18 protein-coding genes and 1 pseudogene are annotated in these 16,069 nt (G+C 64.7%); 10 read left to right on the top strand and 9 right to left on the bottom strand.

Annotated features, from left to right (window positions below):
* Nucleotides 1-73: 73 nt before the first annotated feature.
* On the bottom strand, nt 74-976 hold the full coding sequence (locus ACWGS9_RS09280) for an SDR family oxidoreductase (protein WP_454504956.1): 903 nt from the start codon (nt 974-976) through the stop codon (nt 74-76).
* A gap of 97 nt (nt 977-1,073) precedes the next feature.
* Between ACWGS9_RS09280 and ACWGS9_RS09275 the strand changes: the two genes are divergently transcribed.
* A complete protein-coding gene (locus tag ACWGS9_RS09275; protein WP_454504955.1) occupies nt 1,074-1,925 on the top strand; it encodes a helix-turn-helix transcriptional regulator in 852 nt (283 codons plus the stop codon).
* A gap of 49 nt (nt 1,926-1,974) precedes the next feature.
* Here ACWGS9_RS09275 and ACWGS9_RS09270 read toward each other — a convergent pair whose 3' ends face one another.
* Together ACWGS9_RS09270 and ACWGS9_RS09265 are read right to left on the bottom strand one after the other, a co-directional pair.
* Nucleotides 1,975-2,583, bottom strand: coding sequence for an NAD(P)-dependent oxidoreductase (locus ACWGS9_RS09270; protein WP_454504954.1), 609 nt, complete (start codon nt 2,581-2,583; stop codon nt 1,975-1,977).
* Nucleotides 2,584-2,616: 33 nt separating this feature from the next.
* The gene (locus ACWGS9_RS09265; protein WP_454504953.1) at nt 2,617-3,255 is read right to left on the bottom strand and encodes a DsbA family protein; all 639 of its coding nucleotides are present in this window, start codon (nt 3,253-3,255) and stop codon (nt 2,617-2,619) included.
* 106 nt (nt 3,256-3,361) lie between these two features.
* On the opposite strand from ACWGS9_RS09265, the gene ACWGS9_RS09260 reads away from it, so the two are divergent.
* Complete coding sequence (locus tag ACWGS9_RS09260; protein WP_454504952.1) at nt 3,362-4,267, top strand: LysR family transcriptional regulator; 906 nt, start codon at nt 3,362-3,364, stop codon at nt 4,265-4,267.
* Nucleotides 4,268-4,338: 71 nt separating this feature from the next.
* Nucleotides 4,339-4,677 carry a hypothetical protein gene (locus ACWGS9_RS09255; RefSeq protein WP_454504951.1) on the top strand — a complete coding sequence of 113 codons (339 nt, stop codon included), beginning with the start codon at nt 4,339-4,341 and terminating at the stop codon, nt 4,675-4,677.
* Between the two features lie 33 nt (nt 4,678-4,710).
* On the opposite strand, the gene ACWGS9_RS09250 is transcribed toward ACWGS9_RS09255, so the two are convergent.
* Complete coding sequence (locus tag ACWGS9_RS09250; RefSeq protein WP_454504950.1) at nt 4,711-5,667, bottom strand: LysR substrate-binding domain-containing protein; 957 nt, start codon at nt 5,665-5,667, stop codon at nt 4,711-4,713.
* Nucleotides 5,668-5,752: 85 nt separating this feature from the next.
* Between ACWGS9_RS09250 and ACWGS9_RS09245 the strand changes: the two genes are divergently transcribed.
* Both ACWGS9_RS09245 and ACWGS9_RS09240 read left to right on the top strand, forming a co-directional pair.
* A complete protein-coding gene (locus tag ACWGS9_RS09245; protein WP_454504949.1) occupies nt 5,753-6,580 on the top strand; it encodes a class I SAM-dependent methyltransferase in 828 nt (275 codons plus the stop codon).
* 68 nt (nt 6,581-6,648) lie between these two features.
* Nucleotides 6,649-7,152, top strand: a complete 504-nt coding sequence (locus ACWGS9_RS09240; protein WP_454504948.1) for a hypothetical protein — start codon at nt 6,649-6,651, stop codon at nt 7,150-7,152.
* Here the strand turns inward: ACWGS9_RS09240 and ACWGS9_RS09235 are convergent.
* Nucleotides 7,149-7,688, bottom strand: a complete 540-nt coding sequence (locus tag ACWGS9_RS09235) for an Lrp/AsnC family transcriptional regulator (protein ID WP_454504947.1) — start codon at nt 7,686-7,688, stop codon at nt 7,149-7,151. The two genes, ACWGS9_RS09240 and ACWGS9_RS09235, sit on opposite strands and share 4 nt — an antisense overlap.
* A 48-nt stretch (nt 7,689-7,736) precedes the next feature.
* On the opposite strand from ACWGS9_RS09235, the gene ACWGS9_RS09230 reads away from it, so the two are divergent.
* Both ACWGS9_RS09230 and ACWGS9_RS09225 read left to right on the top strand, forming a co-directional pair.
* Nucleotides 7,737-8,924: an MFS transporter gene (locus ACWGS9_RS09230; protein WP_454504946.1), complete on the top strand. Its 1,188-nt coding sequence runs from the start codon at nt 7,737-7,739 to the stop codon at nt 8,922-8,924.
* Between the two features lie 120 nt (nt 8,925-9,044).
* Complete coding sequence (locus ACWGS9_RS09225; RefSeq protein WP_454504945.1) at nt 9,045-9,464, top strand: GNAT family N-acetyltransferase; 420 nt, start codon at nt 9,045-9,047, stop codon at nt 9,462-9,464.
* Nucleotides 9,465-9,512: 48 nt separating this feature from the next.
* Here the strand turns inward: ACWGS9_RS09225 and ACWGS9_RS09220 are convergent, their stop codons facing one another.
* Nucleotides 9,513-10,628, bottom strand: coding sequence for an anhydro-N-acetylmuramic acid kinase (locus tag ACWGS9_RS09220; RefSeq protein ID WP_454504944.1), 1,116 nt, complete (start codon nt 10,626-10,628; stop codon nt 9,513-9,515).
* A gap of 228 nt (nt 10,629-10,856) precedes the next feature.
* Between ACWGS9_RS09220 and ACWGS9_RS09215 the strand changes: the two genes are divergently transcribed.
* The 3 genes and pseudogenes from ACWGS9_RS09215 to ACWGS9_RS09205 all read left to right on the top strand — a co-directional run bounded on the left by ACWGS9_RS09215 (nt 10,857) and on the right by ACWGS9_RS09205 (nt 13,080).
* Entirely contained in the window at nt 10,857-11,546 is a 690-nt protein-coding gene (locus tag ACWGS9_RS09215) for an SDR family NAD(P)-dependent oxidoreductase (RefSeq protein ID WP_454504943.1), read from the top strand.
* 62 nt (nt 11,547-11,608) lie between these two features.
* Nucleotides 11,609-11,839, top strand: a pseudogene (locus tag ACWGS9_RS09210) (ABC transporter permease); the annotation flags it as partial.
* Between the two features lie 221 nt (nt 11,840-12,060).
* Nucleotides 12,061-13,080: an isopenicillin N synthase family dioxygenase gene (locus ACWGS9_RS09205; RefSeq protein ID WP_454504942.1), complete on the top strand. Its 1,020-nt coding sequence runs from the start codon at nt 12,061-12,063 to the stop codon at nt 13,078-13,080.
* 224 nt (nt 13,081-13,304) lie between these two features.
* On the opposite strand, the gene hpaH is transcribed toward ACWGS9_RS09205, so the two are convergent.
* The 3 genes from hpaH to hpaD form a co-directional block, all read right to left on the bottom strand.
* Nucleotides 13,305-14,108: a 2-oxo-hept-4-ene-1,7-dioate hydratase gene (hpaH, locus tag ACWGS9_RS09200; protein WP_454504941.1), complete on the bottom strand. Its 804-nt coding sequence runs from the start codon at nt 14,106-14,108 to the stop codon at nt 13,305-13,307.
* Entirely contained in the window at nt 14,105-14,980 is an 876-nt protein-coding gene (locus tag ACWGS9_RS09195; protein ID WP_454504940.1) for a fumarylacetoacetate hydrolase family protein, read from the bottom strand. Before ACWGS9_RS09195 ends, hpaH begins: the two co-directional genes overlap by 4 nt.
* 103 nt (nt 14,981-15,083) lie before the next feature.
* Complete coding sequence (gene hpaD / locus ACWGS9_RS09190) at nt 15,084-16,064, bottom strand: 3,4-dihydroxyphenylacetate 2,3-dioxygenase (RefSeq protein WP_454504939.1); 981 nt, start codon at nt 16,062-16,064, stop codon at nt 15,084-15,086.
* Nucleotides 16,065-16,069 lie beyond the last annotated feature (5 nt).

The raw sequence follows: 16,069 nt of genomic DNA, 5'->3' as shown, positions 1-16,069 counted from the left end.
TCTGGGACAACGACATGCATAAAAACAAGGACTTAAAAGCGCGTCGCCTGAATCCGTTTCAGCGCGACGCGCTTTAGGCCGCGGCTGCCTGCGAATAATCCATCCGCTCGAGGTCGGCGATAAGGCCGGGTCCCGTCGGCTGCCAGCCGAGATGCGCGCGCGTCCATTCGCTCGAGGCCGGCAAATCGAGGCCCGCGAATATGGAAAGCCATCCGAAATGGTTCGCCGCTTCTTCCTGTAACAGCGATGCCACCGGCACGGCGAGCCTGGCGCCGATCACTTCAGCGATCTCGCGCATGGCAATGCCTTCCTCGGCGACGGCGTTGTAGCGCACGCCGGCTTCCTGCTTGTCCAGCGCCAGACGGTAGAGCTTGGCGACATCGAGCACATGCGCCGCCGACCACCGGTTGCGGCCCTCGCCAAGATAGGCCGACACGCCCTTGGCGCGCGTCTGCTCGATGAGCGGCGTGATCAGGCCCTGCTTCACCGTGTCATGCACCTGCGGCAGCCGCACCACCGATACCTTGACGCCCTTCTCGGCCATCGCCGCGCCGGTAAGCTCCGACAGGATGCGCGGGTTGGGATGGTCGGTATTGAAGACATCTTCCTTCGCCGGCTGCCCATGTTCGGCAGAACCCATGCCGACGCCCGACGTGATGAGGAGCAGCCGGTCCGAGCCGGCGAGCGCGCCGCCGAGCGCTTCGATCACGCGCTTGTCCTTCTCGCAATTCGCGACGAAATTCGAGAAATTGTGGTCGAAGGCAGTGTGGATCACCGCATCCGATTTTGCCGCGCCGTCGCGCAGGCTGTCGAGGTCTTCGAGGTCGCCGCGATGCACCTCGGCGCCCTGGGCGGCAAGCGACCGCGCACCGGCGTCGGAGCGGGTCAGGCCGAGCACCTGGTGCCCGGCGGCACGAAGTTCGGGCACGATCCTGGAACCGATGAAGCCGGTCGCGCCGGTGAGAAATACACGCATGCGAGGTCTCCTATGTTGTTCGGAGGTCCTTCTTGCGCTATAAATCATTCTGTTAAAGTAGTGACTTTATCATGGTATAATAGCCAACAGGTTCGCAATGCCCCAAGAGACCGCCAACAGAGAGACGACCAACAAGCTTGGCACCTTTCTTCGCGATCGCCGCATGCGCCTCGATCCGACCGCGTTCGGCTTCGCCACAGGGCGTCGGCGCACCCAGGGGCTGCGCCGCGAGGAGGTGGCGCAGCGCTCCAATATCAGCCCGACTTGGTACACATGGCTGGAGCAGGGGCGGGGTGGCGCGCCTTCCGCCGACGTGCTGAACCGCATCGCGACCGGACTGATGCTGACCGAGCCCGAGCGCGAGCATCTGTTCATGCTGGCCCTCGGGCGGCCGCCGGAAGTCCGCTATAAAGGCGTGGACAGCGTGACGCCGCGCCTGCAGCGCGTCCTCGATGCTTTCGATCCCAGCCCGGCCATCATCAAGACCGCGACATGGGATGTGGTCGCCTGGAACCGTGCCGCGGCGGCGATGCTGACCGACTATTCCAAGCTGCCACGCGAGCAGCGCAACATCTTGCGCCTGATGTTCGGCAATCCGCGCGTGCAGGAAGCGCAGGACGACTGGGAGAGTGTCGCCCGCTTCGTCGTCGGCTCGTTCAGGGCCGATGCTGTCCGTGCCGGTGCCGGAGCGGAGGTCACCGAACTGGTTGAAGAATTGTCTCGCATGAGTCCGCAGTTCGCGGCGCTGTGGCGCGACAATGACGTCGTCCCGGCGCATGGCGAAGGCGTGAAGCGTCTGCGGCACCCCGAGATTGGGCGGATCGAACTGGAGTTCTCCGTCTTCGCGGTCGACGGCCGTCCGGAACTCGGCATGATCGTCTACAATCCCGTCACGCGCGCGGACGCCGAGCGCATCCAATCCTTGATCGAGTCCCGCGCCGCAAAATGATGGGCCGCCATGTCCGGCGGCCCATCACAAAGCGCTGAATTCGGAGGCCTCAATAGCCGACGGTGAAGCGCTGCCGGACATGCTTCGGGTTTTCGATCTCGTTCGCCATGACGATGGCATAGTCCTCGAAGGAGATGCTGCTGCCCTTGTCGGTTGCCAGCAGCGTGTCCTTGCCGAGCCGGAACTTGCCGGTGCGTTCGCCCGCGACGAACAGGGCCGACGGCGACAGGAAGGTCCAGTCGAGGTCGCTGACGGTCCTGAGCTTCTCCAGGAAGTCGGCGCCTTTCAGCGCCTCGCTCTTGTAGATCGCCGGAAATTCCGGCGTGTCGACCAGGCGCTTGCCGGGTGCGACTTCGAGGCTGCCGGCGCCGCCCACGATCAGGTAGCGCTTGACGCCGGAGGCGCGCACGGCCGCGATCAGCGTATCGGGATCGCTTGCGGTGAAATGCACCGCGCTGATCACGGCATCGTGGCCCTTGATCGACGCGGCCAGCGCGTCCCTGTCGAAAGCGTCGCCCCTCTTGGCGGTGACGCCCGGCAGCGCAGCGATCTTTTCCGGGTTGCGGGCAATCGCGGTGACGGCATGGCCGCGATCGGAGAGTTCCTTGAGCAGGCGCGAGCCGACCTGGCCGGAGGCGCCGATGAGTGCGATCTTCATGGAAGTTCCTTTTGCTTGGGGGGAGGACCGGGATCAGGCCGCCTGGATATGGGCGACGAGATTGTCGTAGCTGCCGAACAGCGCATTCGAGCCGATCAGCCGCGGCGCGTCGTTACGGATGATGGCGAGTGAGGGAACGCCGTTGGCGTGCAGCCGCTGGAACAGGGCGCGTCCGCGGCTGACCAGCTCGCGATGCGCGGCCAACACCTTGTCCGTCGGCGCCTTCATCGCCTTGGCGGCGTCCGCCATCCCTGCATCGGCCAGCACTTGGCGGACGCCGTCCGCCGTCACGATGTCGCGGCCGTCGACATAGCGGGCGTGCTGGGTCGCCTTCAATGCCGGCAGCCGCTGGCGCGGATCGTCAAGGCCCGCGGCGCTGATGCCGAGCGTTGCGGCGCTGGAGTTAAGCAGCGTGCCGCGAACACTGAGCACATTGTCGAGATAGGCCTGGCTGAAGCGCTGCCCGCTCAGCCGCTCGATGCGCTGGTCGTTGGCCCAGGCATGGGCGGCAAAGCCCGCATCCAGCGGCCGGGCGCCGGCGCCGCAGAAGAGGCCGGTCGGCAGCAGGTCGATCGCGATGCCGCTTGCCGCGAGCCTGTCCAGCATCGGCGTGGCGCCGTAGCACCAGCCGCAGAGCGGGTCGAAAAGATAGGTCACGGTGGTGTCGGTCATTGCCATCTGTCCGGGGAGCGTCGTCTCCGGGCTAAGTGGCAGTTCGGCTGGTTGCAAAAAACCGCGATCAATCATACAAACTGTCTGATCAAATCAGACAATTGCAATGGCCGACCTCCTCAATCTCAACCGGCTCGTCTATTTCACCACTGTGGTGGAGACAGGATCGTTCACCGCCGCAGCCGATCGCCTCGACGTCGCCAAGGCTGTGGTCAGCCATCAAGTGGGCAAGCTTGAAGCGGAGCTTGGCGCGACGCTGTTGCAGCGCACGACCAGGCGTGTCACTGCGACGGAGGAGGGGCGGCGGTTCTACGACCGCGCCGCCATCATCCTGCGCGAAGCGGAAGCGGCCTATGGCGATATCTCGCAAAGCGCGGGCAGGCCGACCGGGACGCTGCGTCTCACCGCATCGCTCGATTACGGCGCCAAGATCGTTGCCCCGACCATTGCCGAGTATCTGAGGAAATACCCGAAGGTGAAGGTCGAGGCGATCTTCGACGATGCGATCAGCAACCTGGTCGACGAGCGGATCGACCTCGGCATCCGCATCGGCTGGCTCGCCGATTCCTCGAACCAGGCGCGGCGCCTGGGGACCTTGCAGCAATTCGTCGTTGCAACTCCGAAGCTCGCGGCGGGCCTTCCAGCCGATGTCAGCCCGAAGATCGCAAAATCCCTGCCATGGGTCGGCAACGCGCAATTGCGCGGTACCGGCCAGTGGCTGTTCTCGAAACATGGCGAGACGGTGCTGGCCGAGCTCAATCAGGTCGTGATCTGCGACAAGACCGCCGCGGTGCAGGCTTGCGTCATCGCCGGCATCGGGCTTGGCGTCTTTCCGGACTTCGCCGTCGAGGACGACATCGCCGCCGGCCGTCTCGTGCGGGTGTTTGCCGACTGGAACCTGCCGTCGGGCGGCATCCATGCCGTCTATCCGCCGGCCCGTTTTAGGCCGGCCAAGGTGCGCGCCTTCGTCGATCTCCTGGTGGCAGCGGAAAGGACGCGAGCGCGAAGATGAGAGATGCTTGACGCTGATGCCTGCGCTAGATTGCCTAGGCAGTGAGGTAGGAACTCTCCAGGGAGATATCGGTGAACGTCAACGAACGCAGGTGGTCGTCGTCCGAAAAGAAGGTCGCGCGCCGCGCTTTCGATGCGGCGCTGGAGGTGGCGCTCGGCAAGACGATGACCGAGCTCAAAAGCAAGGTCGGTGCCGTGGCGACACCTGATGACATGTGGGAGATCGAAGATTATCTGCGGCAGCAACGCCGAAAGATCGATCAGATGTTCGACTATCGTTATTCGCAGCTGACCGTCGTTTTTGGCGTTCTCATCCGGGAAGGATATCAGGACGAGAGCCAGCTTGCCGGTTTGTCGGAAGACAAGCGGGAGGAGATCCGCCGGTTCCTTTCCTGGCACGCCAAGGGGTAGCGCGCTGGCGACCGGAGTCCCGGCGATGATGCATCAGGTCTGAGATCGCCGTCCACCCGATCGCTTCGGGGAAGCATCAACGCCGCCCGGCTGCCTGATGTGGTCGATGAAAGCACGCAGTTTGGGCAGAACCTGGTGCCTTTCCGGGTAATAGAGGAAAATGCCCGGCGAGGTTACCGCGAAGCGGGCGAGCAACGCCAGCAGGCGCCCATCGGCAATCGGCGCTTCGGCGATCGGGCTTGGCACCTGGGCCAGCCCGACGCCCTGGATCGCCGCGCCGAGAAGCGACGGATAGTCGTGCGCGATGAGCGGTCCCGAGACGATCGCCTCGACAGCCTTGTTGCCGTCGGCAAAGGACCATGGCGCGACCGAACCGTTCGAGCGGCGCAGGCGCAGGCAGGCGTGGTCGCGCAGATCCTCGATGCGCTGAGGCATCGCGCGCTGGCGCAAATAATCGGGACTGCCGACGACCATCATCGGGAAGGGAGGCGTCAGCCGGACCGCGACCATGTCGGCCGCGATCAAATCGCCCATGCGGATGCCGGCGTCGAATCCCTCGGCGGCGAGATCGGCCAGCTCGCCACTGGCGACGATCTCGAGCTCGATCTCGGGATAGGCCTGGCAGAAGGAGGCGATCATCGGCTCCAGCAGCACCGGCACAACGGCCGGCGGCACCGAGATACGCAACAGCCCGGCCGGCCGCTGGCCGATCCCGCGCGCGATCTCGCTTGCGGCGATCAATTCCTCGAAGGCCGGCCGGGCGCGAGCGAAAAAGCGCTCGCCGGCTTCTGTCAGGCCGACGCTGCGCGTCGTGCGGACGAAGAGCGCGGCACCGATGCGTGTTTCCAGCGTGCGGATTGCCTGGCTGATTGCTGACGGAGTGACGGCCAGCTCGGCCGCCGCCTTGCGGAAATTGCGGTGCCTGGCCACGCTCAAAAACGCCTCGACGCCGTCGAGCGCGCCATGCCTGACTGTGAAGTTCTGCTTCATGACCCATCGACATTATCGCGGATAGTTGTCGGCAGAAAGCGGTCGTATTTGTTCCGTGACCTGGAACACCAAAGGGAAAGTGGCAATGACCGAAGACCTCGATCGCGTGCGCGATCACTACCGTGCGACCGGCCTGAGCGAACGCCTGAAGACTGCGCTGACGGTCTTTGGGCCGGAGGAAAAGCGGCTGATGCCCGAGCAACTGGCCACGCTCGATCAGTTCCACACCCGCGGGCTTGCGGCCACCGCCGAGCTGGCCAGTCTTGCGGCTATCACCGCCGACATGTCGGTGCTCGACGTCGGATCGGGTGTTGGCGGGCCGGCCCGCTTTCTTGCCGCGACCTATGACTGCGAGGTGACCGGCGTCGACCTCAGCGAACCCTTCGTCGAGGCCGCGCGTTACCTGACTGCGCGAACCGGGCAGGACGGCAAAGTGTCGTTCGAAAACGGGAGCGCGCTGGAGCTGCCCTTCGAAGATGGCCGGTTCGATGTCGTGCTTTTGCAGCACGTGGCAATGAACATTGCCGACCGGCCGCGGCTCTACCGCGAGATCAGGCGGGTGCTGAAGCCGGGCGGAAAATTCGCGACCTTCGACGTCGTGCTGAATGGTGGCGACCCGCACTATCCGGTTCCGTGGGCGAAGACGCCAAGCGAAAGCTTCCTGCTGACGGCCGACGTGACCTGCAAGGCGATCGAAGCCGCCGGCTTCGGCGCGCTTGTCCAGAAGGACGACACGGCTGCCGCCAAGGTCTGGTTCGCTGAGCTCCGCGCCTCCGGCCCGCCGCCTTCGCTCAACCTCGGCGTCGTCATGGGGCAGGGTTTCGCGGAATTCACCACCAATCTCGGGCGCAATCTCATGGAAGGCCGGCTGGGCATTCTGACAGCGGTGTTCGAAGCCGTTCCAGTCAACTGAGCAATTCCAGGAAAAGTGTTCAGCGGTTTTCCGTCCGGAATTGCGCGAACTAACACTAGGAGGCGAAGATGTCACCGGCGATGATCTTCAACATCCATCTCGCGCTCGGCTACGTGCCGTGGCTGCTTTGCTTCGGCGCCTATATCTGGCCAAGGCTGAAGTCCATGGAGCCGACAGAGGCGCAGCGCGCCATCGCGACGCTGCACAGCTTCCGTTTCTTCGGGCTCGTGTTCCTTATTCCGGGCGTCACCGGACCGGACCTACCCGGGGGCTTTGCCAGTTTTGCCGCCTATGGCGACTTCGCGACCGGCTTGCTCGCCATGCTGGCACTGCTCGCGGTGGCGAGGCCGTCGATCTTCTGGCCGCTTGTCGTCGCCTTCAACCTTGTGGGCGTGGTCGATCTTGTCGGCGACTATTACCACGGCACCATGCTCGACCTTCCCGGACATGCCGGCCAGTTGGGCGCTACCTATGCGATCCCGATCCTCTACGTGCCGCTGCTGATGATCACGCATGTCGCGGCGCTTTACCTGCTTGTGCGTCGCGGGCTCGGCGAGCCCGCGGCGACCTAATAGACCGGGGCAGCCATGTGTTTGGGCGCCGGCCATTCGCTCGTGATCTCGGGCTGCACCGGACGCTCGAGATAGGTCGACAGCACGACATAGCTGCGCGTCGAGGTGACCCCGGGGGTGTCGTAGAGGCGCGCCAGCAGGCCTTCCAGCGCGCGCGTATCCTCTGTGCGCACCTTGAGCAGCATGCAGGTGTCGCCGGCGACCGTGTGGATCTCTTCGACCTCCGGATATTTCGATACCGCCATCAGTTCCGGCGTCTTGCCCCAGCCCCTGGTGTCGATATGAACGAAGGCGAGCAGCGGCTTCTTGACCGCCCTTGGATCGATGATCGCCGATGTGGCGCGGATGGCGCCGCTGCGCTTCAGCCGCTTGACCCGCTCATGCGCCGCCGGCGGCGACAGGCCGACACGCTCGCCGAGCTCGGCATAGCTGATGGTCGCGTCCTCGACCAGAACGCCTAATATCTTTCGGTCGATGGGGTCGATCTCGCGGGCCGGATGCTTGTTCCGCTGAATATCATCTGTTTCTGTTTCCATATGGAAATTCTCCATTGCTGCGGAATTCAATTCGGCCATTATGATGATATGTCGAACAGTGATCAATCAGCAATTCTGACTGCGGCGCCCCGCGCGCCGATTCCGGCGGCCGCCTACTTGCTGACGGGCTGCATCGCCGTGATCGGCTCCAATTCGCTGGTTCTTGGACCGATCGCGCCGGCCGTCGCGGCATCGTTCGGCGCCAGCGTGCCGGCGGTGATGACGGCTGCCGCCGCCTTTGGCCTCGGCACGTCGGCCAGCGCGCTCTTCCTTGCCCGATACATCGACCGGATCGGCGCGCGCCGCATGCTGCAAGGCGCCTTGCTGCTGCTGGCGCTAGCCCTTGTCGCCAGCGCTTTGGCGCCCACGGTCGCGTTGCTCGTGACGGCCCAGCTGGTAGCCGGCGTTGCCGCCGGCATCGCCATGCCCGCGATCTATGCCAGCTCGGCCGCGATCGCGCCGCCCGGCCGCGAAAGCGGCACCATCGGCGTCGTGCTGACCGGCTGGACGCTCTCCATGGTCGCCGGCGTCTCGCTGTCGGCCGTGATTGCCGATCTCATCCACTGGCGCGCCGTCTTCGCCGCCGTGGCGTTGCTGGCGGGAACTGCCGTTGCCGGCCTGGCGATGAGTTCGCTGCACGACACCAGGAAAAGTGGTCCTGCGCCGTCGCCGCTCGGCGCGCTCGCCGTTCCAGGCATCCTGCCGTTGCTTATTGCCTGCGGCGCCTTCATGACCGCCTTCTATGGCGTCTACGGCTATCTCGGCGACCATCTCCATGAAGCCCTCAGCGAGCCGGTCAGCACCAATGGTCTGGCGGCGGTCGCCTACGGCCTCGGCTTCGGCGCCGCCGCATTGCTCGATGGCGTCATCGACCGCCTCGGCGCGCGACGTGTCATGCCCTTCGCCTATCTGCTGGTCGCCGCCGTCTATGTCGCGATCGCCCTGGCGAGCGGCAGTTTAGCCTTGCTGCTGGCGTCAATAGCCGTGTGGGGCCTTGCCAATCATTTCGGGCTGAACGTGCTGGTCATGCGGCTGACCGCGCTCGATCCGTCGCGGCGCGGCACCATCATGGGGCTGAACAGCGCGGTAACCTATCTGGCCGTCACCGTCGGCACCGCCGGCTTCGGCCCGCTCTACACCGGCCTCGGATTCGCCAACTGCGCCTTGATCGCGGCCGGACTGATGCTGGTGGCGGCGTCGGCCGCGGCGTGGCGGTCGGGCATCCTTCGGCAATAGGCTTGCGTCTCTCTTCGCCCTTTCCACCCCTTTTGTTTTTACGCAATTCCTGACGGAAAACCGTTTCACATTTTTCCTGGAATTGCTCTAAGGCTGGCTTCCGAACCGGAGTCGCAGCCGATGAAGACGACGCTCCAGATCACCGCCGAGCCCTTGCCGCAGGACCTCGCTTTCCTGAGCGGGAGCCTTACCGCCTTCAACGATGGCGATGTCGGCGCGTCAGGCCGGGAGTCGCTGGCGGTTTTCATGCGCGACGAGCATGGCGGCATCGTCGCCGGCATTTCCGGCTATACCGCCTGGGGCTGGCTTTATGTGCAGTGGCTGTGGGTGGACGAAAAGCTGCGCGGCCGGCGAATGGCCGCCGACATGCTCGACGCCGCCGAAGAAGAGGCGATCGTGCGCGGCTGCCACGGCGCCTGGATCGACACCTTCAATCCGATCGCCGAGAAAGTCTATCGGCGCCAGGGCTATGAACCGTTCGGCAAATTGCCCGACTTTCCCGTCGGCCGCAGCCGCATTTTCCTGCAGAAGAAATTCTGATGCATGATGCCCAAAGTGCGTTTTGGGAGGGCGACATGCGCGATCTGATCAGCCCGCGAGTTTTCCGCCACGCATCGGCTGAGGCGCGCCGGTGGTGCTCGGGAAGCTGATCGGCAGGCCGCGCAGCACGCGCACGGCGAGGAAGGCGAAGCACTCCGCTTCGACAGCGTCGCCCTTCCAGCCGAGCGTCTCGGCCTGCACGACCTCGACGCCGGCGCGGCTCTCCAGCATCGCCATCATCGTCGGGTTGTGGCGGCCGCCGCCGCTGACCGCGAGCCGCTTCGGCCGGCGCGGCAAAAGGTCGAGCGCCTTGCCGACAGCGGAAACGGTGAAGGCTGTCAGCGTCGCCGCGCCATCCTCCGCGCCGAGTCCCTCGGCCATCGCCGCGGTGAAGTCGAAGCGGTCGAGCGACTTCGGATACGGTTTTGTCAAATACGGATGCTGCAGCAGCCTGGCGAGCCGTTCCTCATCGACCTTGCCTGCGGCAGCCAGTCTGCCGTCGCGGTCCATCTCGCCGAGGCCTTGCGCCTTGATGAAATCATTGACCGGCGCATTGGCCGGCCCGGTGTCGAAGGCTACGATATTGTCCTTGCCGTCCCACCAGGTGATGTTGCCGACGCCGCCGAGATTGAGCACGGCGGTGTCGCCGCTGGCATCCGCCTCCTTGAGCAGCGCCGCATGATAGGCGGCAGCCAGAGGCGCGCCCTGGCCGCCGGCCGCGACATCGGCAGAGCGGAAATCATAGGCGACCTTGGTGCCGAGCAGCGAGGCCATCAGCTCGCCGTCGCCGAGCTGGCGCGTGCGGCCGATCCGGCCCGGCTGCGGCGCGCGATGCAGCACGGTCTGGCCATGGAAACCGACGACACCGATATCGTCCATGCCCATCCCCTGGCTCTCGACCAGGTCCCTGACCGCCGCCGACTGCGCCCGCGTCAGCGCCTCTTCGGCTTCGCGAAAAATCGCCGGTTTCGGTCCCTCGAAATTCCAGGCACGCGCCTGGCGCAGCGTTTCTTCGAGCAGGGTGCGGATCGATTGCGGATAGGGGGCCAGAGTATAGGTGCCGGTGTCGGCGATGCGCTCGCCATCCGTCTTGATCAGTGCAACATCGATGTTGCCGTCGAGCACCGTGCCGGTCATCAGGCCGACGGCCCAGATTGGTTCCATGGTCGTTCCTCGAATCGCAGTTCAAATCACGTGTCGGACGGATCGGCTCGTCAGGCAAGTGTCTCGCTGCACCCAAGCAGGCCGCCGCGTGGGCCGGCGGCTTTTTGCGTCGAATGGTGAAAACGGAGCAACACCGTTCTTGCCTCCCGGCGAAGAAGGCGCGAGGCTGCGGACAAAGGACACCGGCGGGCCGACTGTCCGGATCGATTTTCGTAAGGAGGACACGACATGGCAGCCAACGTTGCGGTGATCGCAGGCGCGGGGCAGGGGCTCAGCGCTTCATTGGCACGGCTTCTCAGCAGGGAAGGTTTTCGCGTCGTCCTCGCCGCGCGCAATGTCGACAAGTTAGCCGCGCTGGTCAAGGAAACCGGCGCGCAGGCTGTGGAAACCGACGTGTCGGACACGGCCTCCGTCGAGCGGCTGTTCGAGGCGGCCGACAAGGCAGGGCCGCTCGAAATTGCCGTCTTCAACGCCAGCGGCCGCACGCGCGGCCCGATCGCCGAGCTCGATCCAGAGGCGGTCAAGCAAGCCCTGCTTGTCGGCGCCTATGGCGGCTTCCTGATCGGCCAGCAGGCGGCACGCCGGCTTTTGGCACGTGGTTCCGGCTCGATCCAGTTCACCGGCGCCAGCGCAAGTCTCAAGGGCTTTTCCGGTTCCGCCGGTTTTGCCATGCCGAAATTCGGCCTGCGCGGGCTGGCGCAGTCGATGGCGCGCGAGCTCGGACCGAAGAACATCCATGTCGCGCATTTCATCATCGACGGCCAGATCGAGCCGGCCGGACAGGCGCCCGAGCCCGACCGGCCGGACCGCCGGCTCTCGCCCGACGCGATCGCGGAGACCTATCTCGCCGTCCATCGCCAGCATCGCAGCGCATGGAGCTTCGAGGTCGAACTCAGGCCCTGGGTCGAGACGTTCTGACGGCTTCAGCCGTGCCGGCGACACGGGTGGCGGTCGGCGTGCTCCAAGTGATAGAATATTTTCCGCAGTCGCTGCCGGGCATCGTCGCCGGCTTCACGGTGACGCTGGTGACGCTTGTCGGCGCTTCGGCGATGGCAGGCGCCGGCGGCCTCGGCGATCTCGCCATCCGCTACGGCTATCAGCGCTTCGAGACCAGCGTCATGGTCGCGGTGGTCATCGTTCTGATCGTGCTGGTCTGCGGCATCCAGTGGATCGGCGACCGGCTGGTCGCACGGCTGGACCCTCGCGGGTAGGGCGAGGCATGGATGGCGGCGCGAACGCAATTTGCCGCAAAAGCCGGGAATTGGGCGCCGGCTTGCTCCGTTTGCAATGAGATTGGTCGGTGCGTTTCTTCACCGGCGATGACGCGCATGTGATCGTGCAGTGGGGTCGCCAGAGCAATTCCAGGAAAAGTGCGCAGCGGTTTTCCGTCCGGAATTGCGTAACAACGAGTTACCGCAAGAGGAGCCTGTCTATGCCCAGAATAATCCCGGTGCTCGATCTCGACCGCTTGGAACAGGGCGCGTCGGAACTGCGGACTTTCTTGTTCGATCTGCGCACCGCCGCCCGCGATGTCGGCTTCTTCTATCTCAGCGGCCATGGCATCCCCCAGCCGGAAATCGATGCGGTGCTCGACGCCGCGCGCCGCTTCTTTGCCTTGCCGGAAGCCGACAAGCTCGCCATCGAAATGGTGAAATCGCCGCAATTTCGCGGCTATACGCGCGCCGGCGGCGAACTGACGAGAGGCAAGGCCGACTGGCGCGAGCAGTTGGACATCGGTGTCGAGCGCACGACCATTTCGCAAGCGCCGGGCGTGCCGGCTTGGACGCGGCTGCAGGGGCCGAACCAGTGGCCTGCCGCACTTCCCGATCTCAAGCCGGCCCTGCTTGCCTGGCAGGCCAAGGCGACGGAGGTGGCGATCCGCCTGCTCAAGGCCTTCGCGCTTTCGCTGGACCAGCCGGAGGATGCCTTCGATCCGATCTATCGCGGTGAGCCCAACCATCGCATGAAGATCGTGCGCTATCCCGGCCGCGATGCCACCGGAGACGACCAGGGCGTCGGCGCGCATAAGGATGGCGGCTTTCTGACCCTTCTGCTGCAGGACGAGAACAAGGGCCTGCAGGTCGAATATGACGGCAGCTGGGTGGATGTCGATCCGATCCCGCAAACGCTCGTCGTCAACATCGGCGAGCTGCTGGAGCTGGCCTCGAACGGCTATCTCAGGGCGACAGTGCACCGCGTGATCACGCCGCCGGCCGGTGTCGAGCGCATTTCGGTTCCCTTCTTCTTCAGTGCACGGCTCGACGCGACGATCCCGCTGCTCGACCTGCCGAAGGAACTGGCGGCCGAAGCGCGCGGTCCGGCCAGCGACCCCGACAATCCGCTGTTCCGCAATGTCGGAACCAATGTGCTGAAAAGCCGGTTGAGGTCGCATCCCGACGTGGCGCGGCGGCATTATGCCGATCTTCTGGAAAAAGCGTCGGCTGCCGGCTGATGATTTTGCCCAATTTGAGCGAGATTTTTTTCGCGATTCCGATCTTTTTTGGAATTCCGTTCGTGGAAAATACCCCGGTCAGGCCCCAGATAAGCATTGTCGCTCGGTGTTTTCCTCCCATTGCGCCGGGCGATGTTCCCCTCTGAAGGTTATGACCTTCATTCTTGGCCGGGCCGCTTTCGCGCCCGGCCTTTTTCTTTTCCTGAGCTGTGAAAATGCGCCAATCAGGCGAAGGCTATGCGGATCGATCCATACCGGCCGAAATCCGAAACGATCCGGTCGCCATGCCGGCATTCGACCGGCCGGATGAAGGAGCCCGACAGCACGACCTGGCCGGCCTCGATGCGCATGTCGTATTGATCCAGCCGGTTGGCGAGCCAGGCGATGCCTTTCGCCGGATGATCGAGCACGCCGGCGCCAAGCCCCGTTTCCTCGACCTCGCCATTGCGCGACACGATCGCGCCCATCCAGCGCAGATCCGCCTCGCGCGGCCCTGCCGAACGGCCGCCGACGACGATGCCGGCATTGGCGGCATTGTCCGAGATCGTGTCGAAGAAGGTCCGGATCTTGCCGGTCTCCTTGTTCACCCGCTCGATGCGGGTGTCGAGGATTTCGAGTGCCGGGGTGATGTGATCGGTAGCGTCGAGCACATCGTCGATCGAACTGTCCGGACCTGCTAAAGGCGCCTTCATGACGAAGGCGATCTCGGCCTCGATGCGCGGCTGGATGAAACGATCGGCCGGCACCGTGCCGCCATCCTCGAAGAACATGTCGTCGAACAGGATGCCGGAATCCGGGATGTCGATGCTGAGTGCCGACTGCATCGCCTTCGAGGTCAGGCCGATCTTCCAGCCCTTGATCGTGAGGCCGGAAGCGACCTTTCGTTTCACCAGCGCCGCCTGTACGCGATAGGCATCGTCCATCGTCGCCTGCGCAAAATCGAGGCTGAGCAGCCTGATCTGGTGACGGTCGCGCTCGGCCTCGAACAACCGGCGGGCGGCATCCTCGACTTGGCTTTCCGTCATCATCGGCCGGCTCCTTCGTCGACGACGCCGTTGCGGAGCAGCCCGATGCCATCGGCCTCGACCTCGATCGCATCGCCGGGCTTCAGCCAGACCGGCGGGTCGAAGCGGGCGCCGGCGCCTGTCGGCGTCCCGGTAACGATGACGTCGCCCGGCACGAGCGTCGTGAAGGTCGAGATGTAGTTGATGATCTTGCGGAACGAAAAGATCATGCGGCCGGTGCGGTCCTGTTGGCGGACTTCACCGTTCACGCGCGTGGTCAGCGCGATGTCGGCGATCTGGGCCTCGTCGGTGAACGGCACCAGCCACGGCCCGATGGAACCTGTGCGGTCGAAATTCTTGCCCTGGGTGACGTTGAACTTGGCGTGGCGCACCCAGTCGCGGATGGTGCCTTCGTTGCACAACGACAGCGCCGCGATATGGCTAAGCGCATCGGCTTCCGCGATCCGACGCCCGCCTTTGCCGACAACGATGACGACCTCGCCCTCATAATCGAGCTGCGGCGATTCCGGCGGCCGCACCAGGGGCGCGTCATGGCCGACGAAGGAGCGCGGGAAGCGGATGAACAGCGACGGGTTGGAGGGCGCCGCCTGCCCGTCCTTGTACTCCTCGTTGCGGTCCGGATAGTTGACGCCGACGCAGATGATCTTTTCCGGGGAGGGGACCGGGATTGCGTAGGTGATGTCCTCGACGCTGAAATCGACGGCGAGGCCTTCGGCTTCCTCCGCGAGCTTTACGAGCGCGCCGGCTTCGATCACCTCGCGCAGCGTCGGCCATTCCCGGTGCCGCGCCGAAAGGTCGACGACGCCTTTATCGGTGATCGCGCCGTAGCGCGTCTTGCCGCCGACGGTGAAGGTGGCGAGGCGTCCCGCGCTCATGCTGATGCTCCACGTGGAAACCGCCAATCTCCCCCCTTGTGGGGGAGATGTCCGGCAGGACAGAGGGGGGCGCGAAGGAACGCTGTCATCGCAAAATATGAACTCAAGGCGCCACAATCGGCGAAGCCGCCAGATCGGACTTGCGCGGCTCAACACCCGCGAACACGCTGCCTTCCTCGAACCAGCTTCGCGGCGCCGGCGCGCCCCACAGCGTCTGGCGTTGCGGATCCTTCAGGTCCCACTTGATCGGCTCCAGGTCGGGATCGACCGTTTGGTAGTCCGAGCAATAAATCTCGATGCGATGATTGTCCGGGTCGCGGATGTACAGGAAGAAGGCATTGGAGATGCCGTGCCTGCCGGGGCCGCGTTCGATATTCGGCAGCCAGCCGGTGGTCGCCATCAGGTCGAGCAGGTCGATGATGTTGAGCGGCGTCGGCACCCAGAAGGCGACGTGATGGAGCCGCGGGCCGAGGCCATTGGTGAAGGCGATGTCGTGCACGCCGCCCTTGCGGTGCGTCCAGGCAGCCCACAGCTTTCCGGTCTCGGCGTCCTCGGTGTATTCGGTCACGCGGAAGCCGAGCTCGTTGTAGAACGCCACCGATTCATCGACGTTGGGCGAGAAGCAGTTGAAGTGGTCGATGCGCAGCGGCTTCACGCCCTTGTACAGCGCGTATTTCTGATGGATCGGCGGCAGCCGCTCCATCTTGGAATAGAATTCGAGCGGGATACCGTGCGGATCGCGGGTGCGGAAGGTGCGCGACTGGTACGGCCGCTCCACCCATTCCACCGGCTGGCCTTTGCCTTTGAAGAAATGCGCGGCCTTGTCGAGGTCCTCGTCGGAGAAGACCTTGAAGCCTAGGTCGCGCGCTTCAGGTGTCGTCGACTTGCGCAGCACGATGCAGTGATGGCCGCGTTCCTCCATGGCGCGCAGATAGATGGCGCCGCTGGTTTCGTCGGTCACCTGCAGGCCGAGCGTGTCGACATAGAAGGCGCGGGATTTCGCCAGGTCGGTGACGGCGAGCTCGACATGGGAGAGCCGCACGATGTTGAAGGCTGGGTAGAGGTTGGGTTGGGGCAGGGCCATCATGT

It is taken from the genome of Mesorhizobium sp. Arg314 (assembly GCF_053714275.1).
Note: the sequence above shows the minus strand (reverse complement) of the source record. Positions and strands in the feature narration are given on the sequence as shown.